The 21,405-nt window shown below is 64.1% G+C and carries 15 protein-coding genes, 1 tRNA gene and 6 pseudogenes; 8 read left to right on the top strand and 14 right to left on the bottom strand.

The features are described from left to right. Positions 1 to 357 precede the first annotated feature (357 nt). Positions 358 to 1,452 carry a methyltransferase gene (locus ACLMAJ_RS28655; protein ID WP_412016961.1) on the top strand — a complete coding sequence of 365 codons (1,095 nt, stop codon included), beginning with the start codon at positions 358 to 360 and terminating at the stop codon, positions 1,450 to 1,452. Positions 1,453 to 1,474: 22 nt separating this feature from the next. Continuing rightward, positions 1,475 to 1,549, top strand: a pseudogene (locus tag ACLMAJ_RS28650) (hypothetical protein); the annotation flags it as partial. A 30-nt stretch (positions 1,550 to 1,579) separates the two neighbouring features. Here ACLMAJ_RS28650 and ACLMAJ_RS28645 read toward each other — a convergent pair. From ACLMAJ_RS28645 to hsaA, 3 genes are read right to left on the bottom strand one after another with little or no spacing between them, the layout of a single operon-like run. After that, complete coding sequence (locus ACLMAJ_RS28645; protein WP_412016960.1) at positions 1,580 to 6,406, bottom strand: type I polyketide synthase; 4,827 nt, start codon at positions 6,404 to 6,406, stop codon at positions 1,580 to 1,582. A 19-nt stretch (positions 6,407 to 6,425) separates the two neighbouring features. Further along, positions 6,426 to 7,553, bottom strand: coding sequence for a 3-oxoacyl-[acyl-carrier-protein] synthase III C-terminal domain-containing protein (locus tag ACLMAJ_RS28640; RefSeq protein ID WP_412016959.1), 1,128 nt, complete (start codon positions 7,551 to 7,553; stop codon positions 6,426 to 6,428). Then, a complete protein-coding gene (hsaA, locus tag ACLMAJ_RS28635; protein WP_412016958.1) occupies positions 7,554 to 8,684 on the bottom strand; it encodes a 3-hydroxy-9,10-secoandrosta-1,3,5(10)-triene-9,17-dione monooxygenase oxygenase subunit in 1,131 nt (376 codons plus the stop codon). A gap of 216 nt (positions 8,685 to 8,900) precedes the next feature. Between hsaA and ACLMAJ_RS28630 the strand changes: the two genes are divergently transcribed. The 3 genes from ACLMAJ_RS28630 to ACLMAJ_RS28620 all read left to right on the top strand — a co-directional run bounded on the left by ACLMAJ_RS28630 (position 8,901) and on the right by ACLMAJ_RS28620 (position 11,533). Further along, the gene (locus ACLMAJ_RS28630; RefSeq protein ID WP_412016957.1) at positions 8,901 to 9,650 is read left to right on the top strand and encodes a hypothetical protein; all 750 of its coding nucleotides are present in this window, start codon (positions 8,901 to 8,903) and stop codon (positions 9,648 to 9,650) included. A gap of 296 nt (positions 9,651 to 9,946) precedes the next feature. Further along, positions 9,947 to 10,031 (top strand) — tRNA-Leu (locus ACLMAJ_RS28625). Positions 10,032 to 10,507: 476 nt separating this feature from the next. Next, positions 10,508 to 11,533, top strand: coding sequence for a tyrosine-type recombinase/integrase (locus tag ACLMAJ_RS28620; RefSeq protein WP_412016956.1), 1,026 nt, complete (start codon positions 10,508 to 10,510; stop codon positions 11,531 to 11,533). 429 nt (positions 11,534 to 11,962) lie between these two features. On the opposite strand, the gene ACLMAJ_RS28615 is transcribed toward ACLMAJ_RS28620, so the two are convergent. From ACLMAJ_RS28615 to ACLMAJ_RS28580, 8 genes and pseudogenes are all read right to left on the bottom strand, one after another. Beyond that, positions 11,963 to 12,379, bottom strand: a complete 417-nt coding sequence (locus ACLMAJ_RS28615; protein WP_412016955.1) for a hypothetical protein — start codon at positions 12,377 to 12,379, stop codon at positions 11,963 to 11,965. 172 nt (positions 12,380 to 12,551) lie between these two features. Beyond that, positions 12,552 to 13,175: a DUF4928 family protein gene (locus tag ACLMAJ_RS28610; protein WP_412016954.1), complete on the bottom strand. Its 624-nt coding sequence runs from the start codon at positions 13,173 to 13,175 to the stop codon at positions 12,552 to 12,554. A 33-nt stretch (positions 13,176 to 13,208) separates the two neighbouring features. Next, positions 13,209 to 13,448: a hypothetical protein gene (locus tag ACLMAJ_RS28605; RefSeq protein ID WP_412016953.1), complete on the bottom strand. Its 240-nt coding sequence runs from the start codon at positions 13,446 to 13,448 to the stop codon at positions 13,209 to 13,211. A gap of 153 nt (positions 13,449 to 13,601) precedes the next feature. Continuing rightward, on the bottom strand, positions 13,602 to 14,051 hold the full coding sequence (locus ACLMAJ_RS28600; protein WP_412016952.1) for a hypothetical protein: 450 nt from the start codon (positions 14,049 to 14,051) through the stop codon (positions 13,602 to 13,604). Positions 14,052 to 14,712: 661 nt separating this feature from the next. After that, complete coding sequence (locus tag ACLMAJ_RS28595) at positions 14,713 to 15,213, bottom strand: Ltp family lipoprotein (protein ID WP_412016951.1); 501 nt, start codon at positions 15,211 to 15,213, stop codon at positions 14,713 to 14,715. A 381-nt stretch (positions 15,214 to 15,594) separates the two neighbouring features. Continuing rightward, positions 15,595 to 16,296, bottom strand: a pseudogene (locus ACLMAJ_RS28590) (ISAzo13 family transposase); the annotation flags it as partial. A gap of 156 nt (positions 16,297 to 16,452) precedes the next feature. After that, a complete protein-coding gene (locus tag ACLMAJ_RS28585; RefSeq protein WP_412016950.1) occupies positions 16,453 to 17,097 on the bottom strand; it encodes an HAD family hydrolase in 645 nt (214 codons plus the stop codon). Further along, positions 17,097 to 18,278 carry an MFS transporter gene (locus ACLMAJ_RS28580; protein ID WP_412016949.1) on the bottom strand — a complete coding sequence of 394 codons (1,182 nt, stop codon included), beginning with the start codon at positions 18,276 to 18,278 and terminating at the stop codon, positions 17,097 to 17,099. The genes ACLMAJ_RS28585 and ACLMAJ_RS28580 overlap by 1 nt, the downstream gene beginning before the upstream one ends. Positions 18,279 to 18,980: 702 nt before the next feature. Here ACLMAJ_RS28580 and ACLMAJ_RS28575 point away from each other — a divergent pair. Beyond that, a pseudogene (locus tag ACLMAJ_RS28575) lies at positions 18,981 to 19,223 on the top strand (transposase); the annotation flags it as partial. Between the two features lie 30 nt (positions 19,224 to 19,253). Here ACLMAJ_RS28575 and ACLMAJ_RS28570 read toward each other — a convergent pair. Next, positions 19,254 to 19,571: pseudogene (locus ACLMAJ_RS28570) on the bottom strand (integrase core domain-containing protein); the annotation flags it as partial. A gap of 68 nt (positions 19,572 to 19,639) precedes the next feature. Between ACLMAJ_RS28570 and ACLMAJ_RS28565 the strand changes: the two are divergent. Next, positions 19,640 to 20,422: pseudogene (locus tag ACLMAJ_RS28565) on the top strand (transposase); the annotation flags it as partial. A gap of 77 nt (positions 20,423 to 20,499) precedes the next feature. Here the strand turns inward: ACLMAJ_RS28565 and ACLMAJ_RS28560 are convergent. Beyond that, positions 20,500 to 20,757 (bottom strand): annotated as a pseudogene (locus ACLMAJ_RS28560) (hypothetical protein); the annotation flags it as partial. Then, positions 20,694 to 21,050 (bottom strand): hypothetical protein, encoded by a 357-nt coding sequence (locus ACLMAJ_RS28555; RefSeq protein WP_412016948.1) that lies wholly within the window; start codon positions 21,048 to 21,050, stop codon positions 20,694 to 20,696. The pseudogene ACLMAJ_RS28560 and the gene ACLMAJ_RS28555, both read right to left, overlap by 64 nt. 127 nt (positions 21,051 to 21,177) lie before the next feature. Between ACLMAJ_RS28555 and ACLMAJ_RS28550 the strand changes: the two genes are divergently transcribed. Next, positions 21,178 to 21,375 (top strand): helix-turn-helix domain-containing protein, encoded by a 198-nt coding sequence (locus ACLMAJ_RS28550; protein ID WP_412016947.1) that lies wholly within the window; start codon positions 21,178 to 21,180, stop codon positions 21,373 to 21,375. Positions 21,376 to 21,405: the final 30 nt, after the last annotated feature.

Below are 21,405 nucleotides of genomic sequence, written 5' to 3'. Positions count from 1 at the left end.
CCCCCCGCCCTGTGCGGTCGTTCCGCCCCCCGGCTTCCCACCGCCGGGCAGGATTCTCCCGCCGCCGCGTTTCATCGGATAGCGGCTGAGGCCGATCTGCCGACTTCGATGCTTACCGTCGTAGTCGGCAGATTTCTTATGCCGCGGACTTGCAGGTCGACGACCGGTCCCCGCCTTCCGTCGGCAGATACAATGTCCGAGGACCGACGGTGCGGATGTTTCCGTTCGATCCGACGGATGTTCCTTCTGCGGCGAGGCCTTAGCGTCCCTGACGTGAGAACATGTCCCAGGACCTCATCCCAAAACAACGGATAGGGATATAGGTTGATGGCTGCAAGAGAGAACAAAGTCCCACCGATGCCCGTGGTCAGGTTCGTCGAGTGGTTCCGCGGCGCATTGACGGCACTGAACCGCAAACTCGCGCCACCGCCGATCGCCTTGTTCGAGATGTTCACCGCCGCCGCCGGGGCCCAAGCCGTCTGCGCGGCCGCCCAACTCGGCATCGCCGACGCGCTGGCAGCAGGTCCGCGCGGTCTTTCGGAATTGGCGGCCGATATCGGCGCCGATCCCGGCTATCTACGGCGACTCATGCGCTGGCTGATCAGTCAGGGGATTTTCACCCAGCATCCGGACCAAACGTATGCGCTGACCCCGCTCGCCGAACCGCTGCGCACAGACGCGCCGGTTTCTCTGCACAGTTTCGCGCGGTTTATCGGATCCGCACAGCATCGACAATACTGGTCCTATCTCAGTGACGCGGTGCGCAACGGCACGGTGGTCATCCCCGAGGCCATGGGTGGTCTGCCGTTCTTCGACTATGTCCGCAAAGACCGTGAATTCGGCGCAATATTCGACGACGCCATGACCAGTATTTCGGAACTGATGCTCGAACCGATGTTGGCGGCAGGCAATTTCGGTCAGTACGGAACGATCGTTGATATCGGGGGCGGCCGGGGTCGCCTGCTCGCCGAGATACTCGCGCGCGCGCCCGAAACGCGCGGCATTCTGTTCGATCTGCCGGAAGTCGTCGCCGATGTCCCCGTAGTGGACCGATGCACCGTCGTCGCGGGTTCCTTCTTCGAAGCGGTCCCCGAGGGCGGAGACGCCTACATCCTCAAACATATCGTGCACGACTGGCCTGACGACCTGGCCGAGAAGATCCTGCGCACCGTGCACGACGCCATGACCGACTCCGCGCGTCTGCTGTTGCTGGAAATCGTTCTGCCGGAAGGCAATCGGCCACACCGCGGCAATTTTCTCGACCTGGAGATGATGGTCAGCGCGGGCGGACGTGAACGTACCGAGCACGAATTTCGTGAGCTCTTGGCCGCCGCGGGATTCGACTTGGTTCGCGTTATCCCCACCATCACACCGGACAGCATCGTGGAGGCCAGGAAGGTGATCGACAATACTCCGCCGCTACCGCGCCGGGATCTTGGAGAAGTTGAATGACGTCGACGGCCGAGAGCCATGTGTGATCGTCATCGGGGCCGACTGCGCCTCCCGCACGACCGATCCACAGGCGCGCACCACGCGGCTGTTCTTCGGTGACGCGGCCGCGCTGACTCATCGTTCAACGTTATACGGCCCCAGTTGTTTTCGGTTCCGGTTGATCGAGCAGTTCGATGAGCAACCGCTGGGCGAGGGCGGTGGGGGTTTCGGCCTCGAACAGGGGGATCGGCGGTAGTGCGAGGCCGGTGATCTGGGACAGGGTGTCGTGTAGCTCCATTGCCGTCAGGGAGTCGAATCCGATGTCGAGGAAGTTGTGATCGGCCGCTATCGCATAGGGGTCGTGGTGCCCGAGCACCGCGGCGGCGCGGGCTCGCACCAGGTCCTCGACCAGTCGTACTTGTTCGGCGCGGCCGAGCGCGGCGAGTTGGTCGCGCAGCGAATTCGATACCACAACAACGGTTCCCGACTCGGCTTCGGTCTCCTTCGGGTGCTGGTATGCGATCCTGCTCGGCCGCGTCGTCCGGTCGAGCCAGTATCGGCGGCGTTGGAACGGATAGGTGGGCAGGTCGACCTGCCGTGCACCTGATCCCTCGAAGAACTTCGCCCAATCGACCGGTAATCCCCGCACATACCCACGTGCCAGCGCGGTTGCGAACTGATCCATACCGCCGTGCCTCCGCCGGATGCTCCCGATGGACAAGCAGCCGTCGCCGGCAGTCGCGGCCACCATGGTGGCCAGCACCGGATGGGGCCCGACCTCGATGAAGGAGTTGAATCCCGCCGCCGCAAGTGTCGCGACCGTTTGTGTGAACCGTACGGGCCTGCGCAGGTTGTCGTACCAATAGTCGCCGTCGGCTTCGGTCATCAATTGCCCGGTGACCGTGGAGTACCAGGGAATTCTGGTCGGCTGCTGGCGTATCCCAGATAGCTCAGCCAGCAGCCGGTCGCGAATCGGCTCGACATGGATCGAGTGCGACGCGAAGCCGATCTGCACGAAATGGGCGGGCACACCCGCGTCGCGGTACTCGGTCATCAACGCGGTAATGGTGTCGGTGTCTCCAGCCAATACCGTGGTGTTCGGGCCGTTGTACGCGGCGATGCTCACGCTGCTGTATTCGGAGATCCGTTGCGAGACCGTCGCGGCGGGTGCTTCGACCGACAGCATCCGACCGTCGAGACCGGCGCAGAGCGCGCCACGTCGGACGACGATTCGTGCGGCATCGCGCAGCGATAGCACACCAGCGACGTGCGCGGCCGCGATCTCGCCGAAGGAATGGCCGATGACAGCGTCGGGGATGACGCCGTGCCACTGCCAAAGCCGGGCCAGCGATACCGTGACGGCGAATACCGCGGGCTGTACGACTTCCGGTTGGCGCAAGACGGATTCGTCCGCGATGGCCTCGGTCAGAGACCAGTCGACGAACTCGCTCAGTACCGTCTCGCATTCGGCCATCGCCGCCGCGAAGACCGGAGCGGAGTCGAGCAATTCGGCCGCCATACCCGCCCATTGGGCGCCGTGGCCGGGGAACACGAACGCAGTCCGGCCGTGCGGATCTGCCCGCCCGGTTACCGCGTAACCGGATCTGCCCGAGGCCAAAGCGGCCAGATCGTCACGGTCGGCACCGAATACGACCGCCCGATGTTCCAGCCGCGCGCGAGTGGTGGCCAGGGAATAGCCCATATCGGCGGGGTCGGTTCCAGCGTCCAGGCAGGACAACAAGCGTCCTGCCTGTGCCGCGAGCGCCGTTGTCGTCGCTGCTGAGAAGGTCAGGGGGATCAGCGCAGCCGGCTTCGCCGCGGCGGCGGAAACCTCCTCTTCCCGCGGAGCCTCTTCGAGGATGACGTGTGCGTTCGTACCGCTTATTCCGAACGCGGACACACCGGCCCGTCGCGGGCGGTCGCGCCGTGGCCACGAGGTGGCGTCAGTGGCCAGACGCACCGCTCCGGCCGTCCAGCTCGCGTGAGCGGTTGGCTCATCGACATGTAATGTCTTGGGCACCAACCCATTCTGCATCGATAGCAGCATCTTGATCGTCCCGAGAATACCGGCGGCGGCCTGCGTATGCCCGATATTCGACTTCAAGGAACCGAGCAGCAGCGTGTCGTCGCGATCGCGCCCGTAGGTCGCCAGGATGGCGTTCGCTTCGATCGGGTCACCCAGTGTGGTCCCGGTGCCATGCGCCTCCACCACATCCACTTCCGACGGCGCGAGCCCGGCATCTGTCAGCGCCTGCCGGATGAGCCGCTGTTGTGCCAGTCCGTTGGGCGCGGTCAATCCATTCGACGCGCCATCGGAGTTCACGGCCGTACCGCGGATGATGCCGAGGATCCGGTGACCCGCTCGCCGTGCGTCGGACATTCGCTCCAGCACGAGCGCACCCACGCCTTCACCCCAGCCGGTCCCATCGGCGGCGGCCGCGAACGGCTTGCATCGACCATCGGCCGCGAGCCCGTTCTGCCGGGCGAATTCCACGAACGTTGTCGGCGTGGAAAGGATTGTGGCGCCCGCGACCACCGCGAGCGCACAGTCGCCGTAACGCAACGATCGGACCGCGAGGTGTACTGCCACCAGCGAGGAGGAACACGCCGTATCCACGGTCATGGCCGGGCCGTGCAGTCCGAGCACATAGGCGATCCGGCCGGAGGCGACACCGCCCGAATTACCTGTCATAGCACCGATATCGGCACCTTTGACCGCCTCGTAGTCGCGCGGCACGTAATCGGAGGCCATAACACCGACGAATACCCCGGTGTCGCTGTCGCGCAGCGATGTCGGATCGATCCGAGCGTGTTCTAGTGCCTCCCAAGTGGTTTCGAGGAGCAGTCGCTGTTGCGGGTCCATGGTGATGGCTTCGCGCATCGAGATCCCGAAGAATGTGGGATCGAATGCCGCGGCGTCGAGGAAACTGCCGCGCCGCGCGTAGGTGGCGTCGGGGTCGGTGTCCCAACCGCGATCAGTGGGGAAATCGGCGATCGTTTCGCGACCGGTCGCGAGCAGATCCCAGAATTCGTCCGGGGACGCGATATCGCCGGGTAACCGGCAACCAAGGCCGACGACAACCACCGGGTCGTCTTCGGTATGTTGCCGCCTGGTCGCGATGATCGGATCCGGGACCGGGGCCGCGACTATCGAGTCGACGAGATGGCGGGCGACCGTACGGGGGGTCGGCAGGTCGTAGGCGATGGTCGTCGGCAGGTCGATGCCGGTGGCTTCGACCAGTTCGGCGCGCAATCGGACGGCGGTCAGCGATGTCAGGCCGTAATCGGTGAACACCTGATCCGGCCCGATCGGCTCGGCGGCCTCGATCAGGGCGCGGACTCGCTCGCGCACCAGATCCAGCGCATGCCGCAGTCGCTGCGGCGCCGACAGTGCCTGCAATTCTCGCGCGAATGCCGAGAACATGTTCGTGCCATTGTCGTCGATTATCGCGCGGAGCCGACTGCGCGCGATTTTGCCGGTCGGGGTGTTCGGCATCTGCTCGAGCACGACCAGCTCGACCGGGATCTTATAGCTGGATACGCCTTTGACCGTCAGGTGTTCGGTGACGTTCGCCAGGGTGACGGTTGCGCCTGGACGCAGCGTGATGACCAGACACGGATACTCGCCGAGGCGGTCATCGGGACGGCCGACTACAGCGATCTGATCAAGACCCGCGACATCCTCGAGCATTGTCTCGATCTCCGGCGCGCTGAATTTCATCCCACCGACATTGATCACCTCGACGTCGCGGCCGCGAAAGGCAATGGTGCCGTCATCGTTGACGCACGCCCGGTCGCCGGTTCGCAGCCATTCGTCCGCGGTCAGCGCGGCCGCGGTCAGCTCCGGGTCCTCGAAATATTCGGTGAATCGAAAGGGGCTGTGCACCTGAAGTTCTCCGGTACCGCCGGTTTCGCATCGGCGGCCGTCGGCATCGACCACTCGTACTCGGGCGCCGGAAATCGGTCTTCCGACGCTGGTGGCCGCTGCCTGCTCGCGGTCATCCGGTCGCGTGAACAGGCCCGCTCCCAGCTCGGACATGCCCCATTGGACGATTACCCGGGCACCGAGCACGCGGTGACTGTCCGCGACGAGCGTCGCGGACACGACCGCGCCGCTGAGCCGGATCTCCCGCAACCGGATTCCGTCGGTCTCGGACGCATCCGGGCCGGACACGACATCGCGGATCTGCGCGGGCGCCGCGAACAGCACTGTTGCTTCGCTACCGCGCGCCACTCGACGGAATTGCGTGACGTCCCAGCCACTCAGCAATGCTTGACGGCCTCGGGTGACCAGACTGATGTGCACCGAGAGCAGGCCGAACAGGTGGGTCAAGAGGCTGCCGCTGAGAATCGTGTCGCTGCCGCGAGCACCCGCATCCGAGGCGACCGCGACCGCATTCGATATCAGGCTGTGGTGGGTGTGCACACAGATCTTCTGTCGCAACGAACTCGTGCCGGACGATGGAAGCAGAACGAACGCGTCGGCCGGTGTGACCACGACCGGCAGGGCCGCCGAACCCATCCACTGCCGCAGTAGGTCCTGATACGACTTCACCATGTTCGATACGTGGTCCACGTTCCCGACAACGAGCACATGCTTCGGTGGCCGGAAGTTTCCCGGCGGCGGCGTCCGCAACGTGCGATGGCGGTCGGCATCGACAACGACCACGGTGGCCCGGGTCCTGGTCACCAGCGAGTGCACCTCGTGTGTGCCCAACCCCATATGCAGTGGAAGCATTGTCGCGCCGGTGATCGCGACGGCGACGTGGACAACCAGGAACTCCCAGCAGTTGGGCAGGTGCACCCCGACGACATCGCCCTTTCCGATGCCGAGCTCCTGCAGTGCGCGGGCCAGCGCGTACGCCTCCGATCGCCACTGCGCCCAGGTCCGCCAGCCACCGTCGACATATACCGCGTGTTCGTCACCGCCTGCCGCGGCGGCCTCCTCGAAGAGGGAAACAAGTGTGTAGCCCATATGTACTCCCGACATCGATCTACGGAGTCCATCCGCCCACGGGGACGGTCATCGTGAAGACGCCGCAGCCGAAACTCAGGCCGAACGCGACAAGCAGGCCCTGCCCGGCCGGTCGCCGTACCGGCTCGGTCAGCATCAAGGGCACCGAGCAGCCGAGGGTATTGCCGTAATCGCGCAGCACCCGATACGACGAGACGACTTTGTCATCACCGGGATCGACACCGAACTCTCCGCACAACGCGTTCAGGATCCGCACACTGCCGGTGTGCACGAGCAGTACCGAGGCGTCGGCCGGAGTGGCCAATTGGCACGAGTCGTCCTTCAGCGCCATTCGGACGGTCTCTCTGGCGTAGAAAGCGCCTCGTGGTGTGACGAGGGGACTGAGTGTGTAGGCCCGACGCCCCTGCACAACCGGAAGATCCGAACCGCCGTCCGGAACGGTGCCGAGCTCGGCGTCTTCGGGCAGGTCGTTCGTCAGGTTCGCCACGGGACCGAAACTCGGCCCATCCCCGTCAGCCCCCAGCACCATCGCCACCGCCGCATCGGCGAATAGAAAGCCGTGCAGCGCATCGACGGACTGCTGGCGCTGGTCCGGCGGCACCTCGAGAAAATGCCGATAGAAACCGTTCAGCGGCGGGGACAGCGGTGTCGTCGCTTCGGCGAAGCAGACCAGGACCCGTTTGCCCGGGTTGCAGGTGAGATACCACCGTGCCGTGTCGATGGCCTTCGCCATCGCCGAGCAGCCCATGTATTCGATACTCAGGTTCTGCGCGGTCCTGGGCAGCTCCCGCATGCGCGCGAACATATCGCATACCAGGCTCGGTACCAGTCGGCCAGGACTACTGGACACTCCGAGCACCAAACCGATTGTCTCCACGGCAATCTCGGTCTTGGCGAGACATTTGCGAGCGGCCCGGACCGCGAGATCGACCACCGCGATGCCGAGTTCGGGTTCGGCGCCTCGAAAGAGCACATCCGGGTAGTTGGCGAGTACCGAGTGCCGGGTCCGGACGCCGAGACTGCCCAACATCTCCTCGAGCCGGTCGGACAGATGTCCTCGACCCGCGTCGAGTAACTCCTCGGTCGAGTATGCCGAGCGGGGGAGTTCGGCGGCTACACCGAGGAGATGGGGATCGAGGACTTTCATTCAGAGGATCCCGTCCGCTACGTCCATGCCCAGTTCGCCACGTCCGAAGTTCGCCAGTGCTCGCTCCGCGGCATTGGCCAAGTGCATGCTGCCCGTATGCACATCGCGCCAATGCCGTTCCAGCACTTGAGGAGTGCGCGCGGCACGGCCACCGGCGATCCGGAACAGCAGCTCGACCGCTTCGACCGCGCGTTCGGTGGCGAGGACCTGGTCGCGCCGGGCGCGTAAGCGCAGTTCGAGTGGAATGTCTTCGCCTGCTTCGGCGTAACGCAATTCCTCGGACAGGTTGTGGTCTATTTGCAGTATCGCCGCGTCGATCTCCGACGCGGCACGGGCCAATTGCACGGGGACACCGGGGTCGACGATCCGGTCGCTCATACGCTCCACGAACGCCGCGTACGCGCCCTGTGCGGCGCCGATCACGGGTGCGGCGACACCGCCGGGCAAGATGCTGGTGAACGGAAGACGGTACAGCGCAGGGATATCGGACACCACGGTGTCGGCATTGTGACGTTCGGCGTCGTGGACCCGGTGAGCGGGTACGAAAGCCTTATCGATCACCAGATCATGGCTTCCGGTGCCGGCCAGGCCCACCGCGTGCCACACGTCATCGATCACGTAGTCGCCACGAGGCACCAGCAATGTCAGGTGAACTCCCGGCGCACCATCGACGTCCGGTGCGAGCGCCCCCAGCATGACCCAGTCGGCATGATCACAACCGGAAGAGAACCCCCACCGGCCGGAGATTTCGAAGCCGCCGTCCACTGGCGTCAATGCCCCCGACGGCAGATAGGACGTGGCTATCAGGGCGTCCGGATTGTCATTCCAGATATCGTGCTGGGCTTCCGGCGGGAAAAGCGCCAATTGCCATGCGTGTGTGCCGAAGACCGATGCGACCCACCCGGTCGACGGACACGCCGCCGCGATGACCCGAACAATTTCGAAGAATTCCACGGGCGAGGACTCCGCGCCTCCGAAACCGCGCGGCTGCAACATGCGGAACAGGCCTGTTTCGGACAGTTCTCGAATTGTCTGCTCCGGTATGCGTCGCTCCCGCTCGGCATCTTCGGCTCGCTGTCTGATGTCCGGTACGAGATCCCGAATCCGGTCGAGTGTCTTGCGATGTGACATAGCCGTCCTGCTCGGTATCGAATCGGCTCTACAGGTGAGGATGCAGCCGTGTGTGGCCGAACCATACTGCGGCTGCTGTCAGTGTGCTCCCCGCCCAACTTCCCACCCTTGGGTAGATCATCTTCGGAGTGATAGGTGCACTGCCTGCGAGAATTTGCCCGCCAGATATCCCACGTCGGGTCGCGCGGGAATTGCTACCTTCGACTAGGTCTCGCCGTGATCGAACTACCAGGTATCGACGATGTCGACGCATCCGACAGCTGCAATACGACCGACAGTGCCCGGCTGAACCAGCTGATCGAATACGTCACCGCGAACCCTTCCCATGCCATTCTTACCGACCTCCTGGCAGCGGATCATATGGCGGGCGCGCGGGATCCGCTCTGGGAGCGATGTGTTTTCGATCACTGTGCGGTCATGCTGTTTCCAGCGAATACCGCAACATTGCACCGACAGTTGATAGCCGCAGGGCTTCAGGTGGGCGCGACAGTGCCGAGCGTTGTCGTGCAACAACGAGTATGCGCTCGCTACGAACTCGATCCCGACGCTTATCGTATTCACATCCTGCAGGCGTATCGCCGTGCACCGAACCCAGGTCGCGATCAGCGGATCGAAATATTCTTCCCCTCGACTTCTTCCCGTAATTCCCTCGTAATTCCGATGCGTTCACAGCGGGCCCGTGACGACGAACAGCGGCACAACCGCGAGACCCATTTCGCATTCGTCGTCCGGGACCTCGACCTGACCACTTACCTGACCATGCGGCACCATTTGGCGCAGGTGGCCGACATGATCCCGGACGGCGGCGGTTTCAACCCACACGATCGCAACCACGGCGCCGGCTGCTCCACCTTCTATTTCGCCGGTCCGGGCTCGGTAGGTGCGCATCCATGGCCACGTCGCCTCGAGCTCGTCTGCGGCGGTCGGCAGGATTCCGCGCTGCTCGCCCACCGCACCGAGGGGTGACCGGACCGCATCACGGCATCGACAGCGGCCGTCGACCTACGATCAATTCGGATGTGATGCATCTGGATGCATGCCCGCTGGCCGTTCGATATCGGCCCAGTCGCACGGAGATTCAGGTGGTGATGGCGGCGGCGGGTTCGAGGGGCTGATCGCCATCGTGCGGCAGCATCTCACCCTCAACTAGAGATTTAGATATACAAGGCACGCATCACGCACCATGTCCGCCGGAGAAATACCAGGTCCAAGCGCGATTTGGTCCACGCGCCCACATCCGATAACCTTGCTGAGCACCACCGGTCCGGGTGGCGGAATGGCAGACGCGCTAGCTTGAGGTGCTAGTGCCCTTTAACGGGCGTGGGGGTTCAAGTCCCCCTCCGGACACTCAATGACACGGTTCTGTGGCATATCTGCCACGGAACCGTGTATTTTTTGGTCTTTGGCAGGGTCCGGACACATTTAGCGGGGCAAAAATGCTGCGCGGTGGTGTCATTGAGAGGCCCGGACACCTTCCCGATGCCAGCGTCGGCTAGCACGGAGGGACCGTCGCCGCTTCGGGCGCGGGCCTGCGCCGGCTCCATGTGTCCGAACCGGGCCAAGTACCACTCGATGACCTGGGCACGAGTCATCAAGGTGAGTATCTTCAAGATCTTGACCGTGGCCAGGCGAGCGTCGGATGATGTGTACCTGACAGTGGTGATGGTCGCTGCGAGCCGTGAAGTATTTCCGGTTCGAGCCGGGGCGGTCGATCAATCGGTCCAGCGCATTCGGCGCTGGCGCTGTCGGTTTCCCGATTGTCTCGGAGCCGATGAACAGTGCCGTTCTGCAGGCGCCGTTCGTCGCGTCGTGTTAGGAGCACCGTGAGTTTCGGCGAAGTCCCCACGACACAACCTTCGGCTCATCGGCAACCGCCGATGCTCGACAGCCGCGCCGGCGATTTTGGCCGCTCACCGGCTGGTTCTCCTCGATTTCGTGAGTACATCGACCATCTGCGCACGAGGGTCGCGACGACCACGCTGGCGACCTATGAGTCGTCATGGCGTGCGATCAGCGAGGAGTGGGGTGACCGCGAGTTGCACGAGCCGACCACCAGGGAGATAGAAGAACTGATGGATGCGCATCAGATTCGTTCTCATGGTCGCGCCAATTCGCGTGGCGGACATGCAGCTGCGGAGAATCTGCTGTCGGCGTTGCGGCGCCTCTACAAGCACGCCGAGCGTGACAAGCTCATCGATCCCTCCAGCAATCCAGCGTCGGCGGCGAAGCTTCCATCCCGGCGTGCTAGCAAAGGCGACGTTCTCACCAGCGAGCAACTGCTGGAAGTTCATCGCGTTGCGTCCACCACCGGTGACGACCCCGAGTTGGACGAACTGATCGTCATGCTGCACATCCAAACAGCTTGCGGCCGGCAAGCTGTCATTGATCTCGCACTCCACGATCTCGACCAGGACAACTGCCTGGTGCGGCTACACACGCGGCGCGGCGGGTTTCACTGGCATCCGGTTTCTCCCCGCCTCATGACCGCGCTGGGAAGGCATGCCGCACGTCGGGGAGGTGAGACCATCACATATCGCGTGCTGCGCAAGCGCAACGGGCGGCCGATCACCCGCAGGCGCTACGACGGGCTTTGGGACCGCGTCCGCGAGAACCTGCCTTGGGCAAGGGAATTGGAGGTCACCACCTACTCGATCACCGAGACCGTGCGTGTCCACGTCCGGCAGCTGTTCGGCGAGACGGTCGAGCGGGTCTACGTCGGGCGGTACCACGAAGACACAGCTGTACTGACCCATCTCCGCGGCGATGTCATCGAAGCACTTATGACGATCACCGGCGAACCGCATCCACTCGCCAGGAGTAAACGGCCTCGGGGCTCACCCCGTCGGTAGGCGAACGCGATAGTGGACGCTGGCGAACCAACTTCGGGTGGGATCAAAGGTCTGACACCCTTCACGGAGCAAACTGTGCGCGTATGGGATGTAGCGACCGGCCGCCCGATCGGTAATGCTTTTCCTGGCGCCTCGGTGCGCCGTATCGTCGACAAGGACCTGCCGGCTTGTCCGTCATCTCTGACGGCAGTTATTCACGAATCTCGACGGCACCGCCAGTCCGCAGAAGGCAGTGTCCACGAACAACGACAGCGCCTGGCGGCCTCCAGCGAACGCCCGCCCAGCGGCATTATCGGACGTTTCAAGGCGAAGGCCCGCTCTATTCGTGACTGCGCGACAGGTGGCATGAGCGGACGTCGGATGCCGACCGCCGGAAGCCCGCGCGGAGAGGGCCCCGTTGCCGAGACCCCTCCGGCGAGCTGCTGAGCGTTACTTGGGTTCGGATACAGGTTCTTTCAACGCGTCGAAACAATTAGGCAAGATCCAGGCGCCAGATGAGCTCGGACGGATTTCAGCAGATTTTTCAGAGCCGGGGGCAGCGCACAGGAGCTTAATTGCGTTCAGTGCGGTGTCGTCGCCGAGCCCTTGCTCGGGTTCCGTCTTCAGTTTCATCCCCACCGCAAACTCGCCGGGTTGGCACTCGCCCCAGACACCCCAGCTCCCCCAGTTGGTGACGCGTGGGCTTTCTATCAGGTAGTTGGCGCGGGCGGTGCCTGCCATGTAGAGCGCGACGGGCTGACCTTGCGCGTCCACGATGTCGATGGTCAGCGGGATTGCTTGCCCTTCGGTCATCCGGAGCGTGGGCCGACCGTTCAGGTTCTCCAGCGTCAGCGTGGCCTTGCCCACTGCCGGAGTGTACGAGGCTGGGGCCGGGCCGTGGGAATTGCCTGCGGTCGGAGTGTATGTGGCTGGGGCCGGGCCGCGGGAATTGGACGAGCCGGTGCTCTTTGTCATGGGTCGCTCCTGTCGTTTGCGGACAACGGGTCGAATATCCTGTTACACAGAGCATCTGATGCGATCAACCTGCCAAGGATCGCACGGCCCCGTCATCCACGGTGGCGATTCCCGCAACAATCAAGCAAATGCCGCCACCCTTTAGGATCAGCGCGGCGTACCCGCCCCCACCATGCACGGTAATCGGCATTTCAGGGCGTCGCCAGTGCTGAGATGTGATCTCACTTCCGAACAATCTGGCTACGGTAGCGAGGACGTCGTCCTTGTCGTCGTCCCGAAGGATCTCGGCCAGTCGCTGGCTGTCATCGCGGACGCGATCAACAAACCAGTCCTGCAGCAGCCACACAAAGGCGCGTCGTAGTGCGGAGTTGAACGCGTCCACGCCAGCGGCTGCCCCTGCAGTATTGATGACATCTGCCAGAGACTGCACGTACCGGACACTGCCTCGTGATGTCCGTCCGCCTTCGCCCCGCACGTTCCTCGTCTCATCGTGGCCGGCGAGGATGGCCGTAACCTTTCTCCCGCTGGCACCTCTCACCTGACCGCCAGCGGCCATGTAATGGTCGGGGGTCAAGGGAAAAGCTTCGGCGAAGAACTCGGTGACGTACAGACCGAGATCAGTTCGGCGAATTCGTTCGGCTCGCTCAGCGACGTCGGCTGGTGTTGGCGGCTGCTCCGCGTCCCGCACGGCGGGATGCGGAGCGGCAACACTCACGACCGGTCAACGGAAGTCGGTGGCATGGTCTTTCGCCCACTGCGCGAACATGTGCGCGGGGCGGCCGGTGACCTCCTCGATGATCGTCGATACCTGCGGTGGTGTGGCTGCTCCGGCCTTCCATCCGGCCATGACGGCCTCGACGCCGATCGACGGCATGGTCTCGCCCAGTTCTGCACGCGCCTGGTCGACGGAGATCATCTCGAAGGCGATCTCGCGGCCGATTGCCGCACCGATATGCCGCACTGCTGCTGCAGGGTCAGTGACTCGGGGCCCACACGGCGTAGGCGTGGCTGTCGTGACCCGGCTCGGTCAGAGCGGTCACCGCGAGTGCTGCCAGGTCTTTCTCATGGATAGGCGCCGACAAACACCGGCGATGCGATCCGGGGCGAATTGTGTTTACGCTGCCCGCTTCTCGTAACCGTCTCGCCACGCCGATACCCGATCGACAACATCGTTCAGCGTGCCGTCCATTCGGTAGATCGGCTTCTCGAAGCCCGTTCGGTGGACAGAGAAGCGGATGGTTTTGTCGGTGGAATGCTGCAGGCGAAACAGGGTCCAGGTGAGGGCGTCGGCGATATCGGTCGAGGAGTACGTCTCAACGGTGACGACTCCCCAATGGATTTCGCTGGCTTCGTGCGAAATATGGGCTATGTATTGTGGATTGCGTCCCTGTAGGCGAAACCATTTCGCGGCATGCGGGCTGTAGGCCCAATGTGCTTCGATCAGGTTGGCCTTATTCGTTATCGTCGCCATCTCGAAGTGGTTGCTGGCGTGGGCGATCCTCGCCCGGAGCTTGCACCAGCGCACGAAATCGGGCTGCATAGATTGCCGGTGTTTGTGTCCCATCGCGATCACTCCTCTAGGGTTCACAAGTGAGTCTGATATAACATTCGACCCGAAAACTAGGTGAGTCAAACAAATTTCCTTCCCTACTGTGGGAAGTGAATTTGGTCAAACAGTTGGTTTCAGCTACCCCTCTCGATAGCGCCGAACCGGCTTTCGTGGACTTCAGGACCTCGTCGGCGTTCGTCCCGCTGTACTCGGATGCGATCGGGTTCGAATCCGTCCGTTGCGAACCACGCCGCCGACCAGCAGGACTAGCGGATCGTCCTAGAGGTGCAAATGCCCTGAGATGGTCTCGGGCAGTTGATCTTCAGCTAGGCCGCCTGGCCGCGTCGAACCGCGCGGGTCGCGGCATTACCGCTCACTCCCGCTGACTGAAGCCAGACCGAATAAGCCCGGGCATCCGACGTGAACGCTTTGCTGGTGATGAAAACCCCACGCGCCGCGCCCACGTGAGCACTGCGACCGGCCGCGCGCCGCAGTGCTCGCTTCTAGCAAACAGTCAGCAGGTACGTCGGCGCTGACCATAGGTTTCACCCTGCGCTCCGGTACCAATGCGGCGCAGGTGCGCGGACCCGCGCGCGATACGTGACATCGCCACCGTCGAGCGAGAGGAGCCCGGAGGGGGCGCTGCGGTGTCCGGGCCTACCACCGAAAGAGGTTGTCAGTAGGCGGCATTGACTCCGTAGTCGGCCTGGGCGCGCGTGAAGCCCTCGTACACCAACTGATCGATCAGTCCGGACCGAGAGAACGAGGTGTACTCGAGATACTGCTTGGCGCTCTTTGCTGCCTGCTCGTTCCAGTCCACATTCAGGCTGTCCACCGCGAACGTAGCGTCTGCGGTAGAGAAGCCTTCGTACTCGAGCTGGTGAATCAGACCGCTGCGGGAGAAGGCAGAGTAGTTGAGGTACTGCTGGGCAGACCGGATGGCGTTGCGCTGGCTGGAGGTGATGTCCTGCTTGGCCGGGGAGAATTTGACCGCAAGTGTCGATACGGGCGCCGCGATATCCAGCTGAGCGACGTCGGCCGCTGCCGGAGCGCTGTTCCATGCAGGTGCCGCCAGGACGAGAGCCAGTACCGGGGCACCGACCAGCCACACCCACTTCTTCGGCGAGCCCACGGCCGACAGGTAGCTGGGCTGTGGGGCGGGGAACGGCTCGGTCATCTGGTACTCCTGCTCTGCTCATTACGCCGGTATCGCCGTCCGCAAATGATTCGAGGCAACACCAGCAGAACGGACTGGGGACCAACACAAGACGACAACAACAAGTCTATGGACGAAGCGCCCCCGCCACAGTCATTCGAACAACCTACTCCGGTACAACCCCAACCAGTAGTGACACCGAAACCACCACACAGCACGCAAATCGGCAAACCCCGGAGGTTCAGCCCGATTGGGCAGGCCCGGACGGCGAGCCAGCCGAACGCACTCAACTCGGCACATGCGGACGTTCACGACCGCGCGCCCAGCGGCTACTTAAGACTGGCTATAGGACCGGTGCTCGGCCAAGCTCTGGTCCAGGTGCCCGGTGAGACGCTCCCCCTAGGGGATGACTACCGGCTGATCGTTGGTGACGAAGGTGTGGCAGTTCACCTCGACCGGGCTCTTGCCCGGACGCCAGGTCCGTCCGGGACGGTCGCGGTTGCCGATCCATTCCTTGGCCTTGGTATCGACACTGATGACCGGCTGCCCGGCGTCGAGGAAGGCGGTAGCGGTCGCGTTGACGTGCGCGAACTGCGCGTCGCGGTCTGGATGGCAGATCCCTTCGTGGGTCTTGGTCGTGCCCTGCAGACGGTATCCCAGTGCGTGCAGTAGATGCCCGACGGTCGTGGCGCTCACCGGGTGACCCTGGTCGGTCAGGGTCACCGCCACGGTGCGCAGCGACAGTGTGGTCCAGCGCAGCGGGGAAACCGGATCGCCGCGAGTGTGCGGCTCGATAAGTGCCTCCAGCGCTGGCAGCAGGCCGGTGTCGGTCATCACCAGTGGCTTGCGACCGGCGCCTGAAGCCCGGATGCGCCGGGTCGGTGTGGGAGTCGTAGTCAGTTCGCGGATACCGCGCGCGACGGTGGCGGTGCTGATGCCGGAGGCGGCGGCCACCGCACCGATCCCGCCGTGGCCCATCGCAATCGCCTCGCTGGCCAGATAGAGCCGACGACGGCGTTCATCCAGATGCGGCAGGAGCTGATCGAACTTGACCCCCAACTTGGCAACGGATACACAATTTCGGGCAGACACACACCCAAGCATCCCGCCGCCACCCGTCGAGCCGCCTCAAAGATCAACTTCGACAGTAATTTACGGACAAGCCCCGGCGTTGCCGGAGTACTGGCGGTGCACGCCAGCGGATTTGGTGCCCTTCTTCAGGAATCCGGTATCGGAATCCCCTTTGACGACGCGCGGGGCCTACGTAGCGACGGTAGCGATGCGGAGGTGGTCTTCGATATCGGCGGGTGAGCCGGTGTAGTGGAGAGTGCGCAGGCCGAGGCGTGCGGCAGCCTGGCAGTTGTCGGCACGATCGTCGACGAACAGGACGCGGCCGGGATCGTGAACCCCGGTCGCGGCGAGTGCGTTTCGATAGGTGTCGGGCTGCGGTTTGTTCATGCCTAGCCGGGCCGAGTAGAGCGCGTCGGTCATCAGAGTGCGCCAGTGGGACTCGTCGAGTGCCTCGCTCACCGGATGGGGCGCGTTTGATAGCAGCACCATGGGGAGGTCTGCCCGCCGGGCCTGGTGGAGTAGTGCGACGACGCGGTGGTCGGTCCGGGTCCACATTGCGGTGTCGACGGCACGCAACTGGTTGAGCAGTTCCGGGGCCGGGCGGTGGCCGAGCACGGCGATCCAGAAGTCGGTGTCGGAGGACTCGCCGGAATCGTAGGGTTCGCGGGCACTCCAGAATACGGTCTGAAAGAGTCCGAGCTGGTCTGTGTGCCATCCGGCGAGTTCAGCCAGCCTGTTCCACATGGGAACGGTGGGGTGCAGGCCGATGACGCCGTTGTAGTCGAAGATGACCGCGTCGATTTCTGCGGGCTGGTGCGATAGTGCGGTTACCACTAGTTCTCCAAGGCTCGATGAGACAGGGCAGCCACGCCTGCGGCGAGCAGGGCGGGCAGTATGAGGGCGCCGGGCAGCGTCGTCACGGTGGCCAGGGCACCGATGAGCGCCGGGCCCGCGAGGAGTCCGAGGTAGCCGGCCACGGCCACGGTGGCGACCGTGCGAGGGCCACCCACTCCCGCTGCGGTGAACAGGGAGGGAATCGTGACGGCTAGGCCGAGACCGAAAACGGCCCAGCCGGTCAACGCGGATGGCACATTGTTCATCGACAGGCCCGCGAGGAGTCCGACCGAGGCCAGAACCGCGCCGGTCCGAACTACTTTCCGCGCACCGAAGCTGGCGGTGAGTCGATCACCGATGAGACGGCCGCCGGCCATGGCCGCGCTGTATCCGGCATACGCCGCGGCGCTGGTCGCGGGGGACGCATGCAGTCCGATGAGATGGACTGCCGACCAATCGGCGGCAGCGCCTTCGCCGAGCAGACATGCGGCGGCCAACAACCCCAATAGCCAGATCCGAGACCGGGACAGTTCGGGCAGGCGCTCCTGCGTCACCGTCTTTGCCGGACCAAGGTCCGCGGCTGGCGATCCGACACAGCGGGTAACCGGTGACGCCGCAACCGTGGCCACGACCACCACGGCGCCGATGACGCCGAAGACGTACATGTGCGAATAGTGTGCGGCGACAACGGCAACCACTGCGCCCCCCAGCGCGCCGAGGCTGTAGGCCGCATGGAAGCCCGACATGATCGGTCGGCCGTAGGCTTGCTGGCACCGAACCGCAGCGGCGTTCGCCGCGACGTCCAGCACACCGTGTGCGGCGCCGAAGAGCAGCGCCGCGGCGCCGAGCGCGATCGGAGTTCGGCAGGTACCGAGCAAAGCGAGGCTGACGGCGAGACCGAGTCCGCCGCCGGTCAAGAGGTGGGGAAATCGGGCCGGCCCGGCGAGTCGACCGCCCACCTGGAGACCGGCGACCATGCCGACCGCGGCGGCGAGCAGTACCGCGGCCAGCCCTGCGGTGTCCAGACCGGCGGATTCCTGGACAGCCGGAATCCGGGTTCCCCAAACGGCCATCACAAAGCCGAGTCCGGCGAAATATCCCGTCAACAAACTGCGACTCCGCACCACGGCGTCGGGTATATCTCGCGTGCGTCCCGAAGCCGGCGCGATGACGTGTGTCATGAGAGCTCCATCACTGCCACCGCTTTCGCCGTCGAGAACGACACCGAAGATCGGCTGCGCGTAGTTATGACGAATCCCGCCTCGTTCTACGACGAAGGAGACGTACGAACTGTGGATCGAAGGAATGTTCCGGGTCAGAGGCTGAAGGTGATGCGCGACGCTGCAACAGAACAATCCGGAAATTACCAGGCGGTCTGGTGAGCCACCACTCGAGATGGGTCTCAGTGATCCGCTTCACAAAAAGCAGTGCGAAGGTCTAAAGACCTTCGGCATCAATGACCTTCGGCCTTAACCCCATGGTCTCCGTTGCGAGATTCTGATGTGTCAGAGGCCGGAACATATCGAAAGGTCGGCATCGTGCCGAACCATTGTCGTAGCACTATCGTCACCGGGGGCGCACGTGGCATCGGCGCGGCGATTGCGCATACACTTGTCAAATTCGGCCTCGGCGTCGTGGCCGACCTGCTCGACACGGAAGGTCGAGCAACCGCCGAATCTCCCGGCGCGACAGCATTATTCAGCGCCTCGATGTACTGACGAGCGCGAGTGGCGGCAGGTGCTCGACGACGCGGAGCAACTTCGGACCGCCTGCCGTGCTGATCAACAATGCGCATTGTCGATTTAATACTGCAACTGCACTCGCGTGTTCGTTCCTGGTAGACCTGTCGGGTGTTGGATCGGACTGTGGCCGAACCAGATTCATTGATAGTGAGGAATCGGGGAGCGGTTCACTCGCGCTGAGCCGCGGGGGGCGGGCAGGTGAGAGCTGTCCGGACAGGATGCAGCGGCTGCCACGCGCCGCCGACTGGGATGTCGACGGGGTCCGTGACGATGTGCGTGACTACGTCGTCGAACATCCTTGGCGACCCCGCCGCCGTACTGGCCGGTGACGATACCGGATTCCTGAAGAAAGGCACCAAATCCGCTGGCGTGCACCGCCAGTACTGAACCGTCCCGGGTTTGATACTCACCGGTTTATCTGTCACCGGCCGGTTGCTCGGCGCGGTGTGCATAGTAGTCGGCTTCGTATTCGACCGGTGGTGTGCGGCTGAGTCGGTGCATGAGTCGGCTGGTGTTATACCAGTGGATCCAATCCGCGGTGAGGGTTTCGACGTCGGCGAGCCTGTTGAGGGGGCCGCGCCGGAACGGTGAGCTATCTCGTATCGCTTCGGTCTTATAGAGTCCAATTGTCGTCTCTGCCAACGCATTATCGAATGCATCACCGACCAAGCCGATCGATGGAATCATCCCCGACAGCATCAGCGATTCACCGAACCGCACCGACGTGTATTGCTCAGGTTCAACCGGTGGACGCAACACCCGAGGTCATGGAGGGTGTTATGGGAAGGCCATCGGACTGGATGCGGGAGGTCACCGGACGAGCGCCGATGAGGTCACCGGGACATCCCGGGCATCAACGCTCAGTGGAGCGACTGTTCTGGGGCAAGATCGCAGAAGGCATGCTGCCGACGGAAGCTGGTGTCGCGGTAGGGGTATCGCCTGTCGCGGGTACTCGATGGTTCCGGGATGCTGGCGGAATGTCACCGTATTCCTGGAGCCCGCGCGGCGGCCGCTACCTGTCGTTCGCCGAGCGTGAGGAGATCGCGCTGCTCAAAGCGCACGGCAAGGGAGTACGGCAGATCGCACAGGCGCTGGGCCGCAGCCCGTCGACCATCTCGCGCGAGTTGCGGCGAAATGCCGCGACCCGCGGAGGCAAGCTCGACTACCGCGCATCGGTTGCACAGTGGAAGGCCGAGCTGTTCGCCAGACGACCGAAAACAGCGAAACTTGTTGATAGCCAACATCTTCGGGAGTACGTGCAGCAGCGCCTCGCAGGGCGAATCGTCGACGCGAATGGCAAGATCGCCGCCGGCCCGGTGACAGGAGCCTGGACCGGCCGGAACAAGCCGCATCGCTCGGACCGGCAATGGGTCCAGGCATGGAGCCCGGAGCAAATCTCGCGGCGGCTGAGGATCGACTTCCCCGACGACGAGTCGATGCGGATCAGCCACGAAGCCATCTACCAGGCACTATATATCGAAGGACGTGGCGCGCTCGACCGCGAACTGATCTTGAATCTCCGCACCGGCCGGTCACTGCGCATGCCCCGAGCCCGTTCCAAACGCGTGGCCTGGGCGCATGTCCGCCACCAGTGTCGCCCGCTCGGGACGGCACGGGTGGCGGATCGGTTGTCGGGGTCGGGGACGACGAACAGACGTGAGCAGGCGAGGGCGACGGGAACGCTGCCTACGACGAGGTAGGCGATGGGGAAGTCGGCGGAGATCACCGAGCCGAGCAGGTTTCCGATGACCGAGCCGAGCATGATCCCGAGGCCGAGGGCGGCACTGAAGCGGCCGCGTCGTTCGGTGGGGACCCGGTCGGGCAGTACGGCGGCGAGCGGTCCTTGCGCTGCGCTCAGGGCGAACTCGGAGGTGACGTAGAGGATCGCGAGGACCGGCAGCGACTGGGTCCAGCCCATCGCCCACAGAACTGGTGCCGCCACAGGCTCCCGCCGAGTACGTAGGGCGTGCGGTTGCCCAGCCGGGTGTGTGTCCGGTCGGACAGGCTGCCGGCGAGGGGTTGTGCGATGAGGGCGGCCACGGCACCGAGGAGGGCGAGCAGAACGCCGGGCACCGCGCCGTACACGATGGAGATGCCGAACTGGGAGACGGCGATCGACAGCATCAGGCGGCGAAGCGCGGGGACCATGCCGCCGACGTCGACCGCTGCGGCGGGCGGCTCGTGCGGATGCGATGGACCAGACGGGGGCATCGGTACTCCAGAGGTCTGCGGGCGGCGCGGGAAGGTGGCAGTCGGTGGACCGCACGAAGGGTGGCGAAACTGCTGAACTCCGCTCCTCCACATCGTTTCGGATACGTTGTAGCCAAAAATCAGGTTGGTGGCATGGCGACGGAGGAGCGTGCCCGGGCGCCTGGGTCAGCTCGAGTACTTCGTCGCGAGCTGCGGGTGCGGCTCGTTCAGCGCGGCCGCGAACCAGCTCCTCGTGGCCCAGCCGTCGTTGTCGCAGCAGATGAAGCGCTCGAACGGGAACTGGGCACCGAGTTGTTCGAGCGCGGACCACATGGTGTCGCGCTGACCGCAGCCGGCCGCGCTTTCCTGCCCCGGG

The organism is Nocardia arseniciresistens (assembly GCF_046764875.1).
GTDB classification, from domain to species: domain Bacteria; phylum Actinomycetota; class Actinomycetes; order Mycobacteriales; family Mycobacteriaceae; genus Nocardia; species Nocardia arseniciresistens.
Note: the sequence above shows the minus strand (reverse complement) of the source record. Positions and strands in the feature narration are given on the sequence as shown.

Coding starts and splice junctions, on each gene's coding strand:
- ACLMAJ_RS28655 (WP_412016961.1), top strand. CDS start 358: ATGCCCGTGGTCAGGTTCGTCGAGTGGTTCCGCGGCGCATTGACGGCA.
- ACLMAJ_RS28645 (WP_412016960.1), bottom strand. CDS start 6,406: ATGGGCTACACACTTGTTTCCCTCTTCGAGGAGGCCGCCGCGGCAGGC.
- ACLMAJ_RS28640 (WP_412016959.1), bottom strand. CDS start 7,553: ATGAAAGTCCTCGATCCCCATCTCCTCGGTGTAGCCGCCGAACTCCCC.
- hsaA (WP_412016958.1), bottom strand. CDS start 8,684: ATGTCACATCGCAAGACACTCGACCGGATTCGGGATCTCGTACCGGAC.
- ACLMAJ_RS28600 (WP_412016952.1), bottom strand. CDS start 14,051: ATGGGACACAAACACCGGCAATCTATGCAGCCCGATTTCGTGCGCTGG.
- ACLMAJ_RS28595 (WP_412016951.1), bottom strand. CDS start 15,213: ATGACCGAGCCGTTCCCCGCCCCACAGCCCAGCTACCTGTCGGCCGTG.
- ACLMAJ_RS28580 (WP_412016949.1), bottom strand. CDS start 18,278: ATGACACACGTCATCGCGCCGGCTTCGGGACGCACGCGAGATATACCC.
- ACLMAJ_RS28555 (WP_412016948.1), bottom strand. CDS start 21,050: ATGCCCCCGTCTGGTCCATCGCATCCGCACGAGCCGCCCGCCGCAGCG.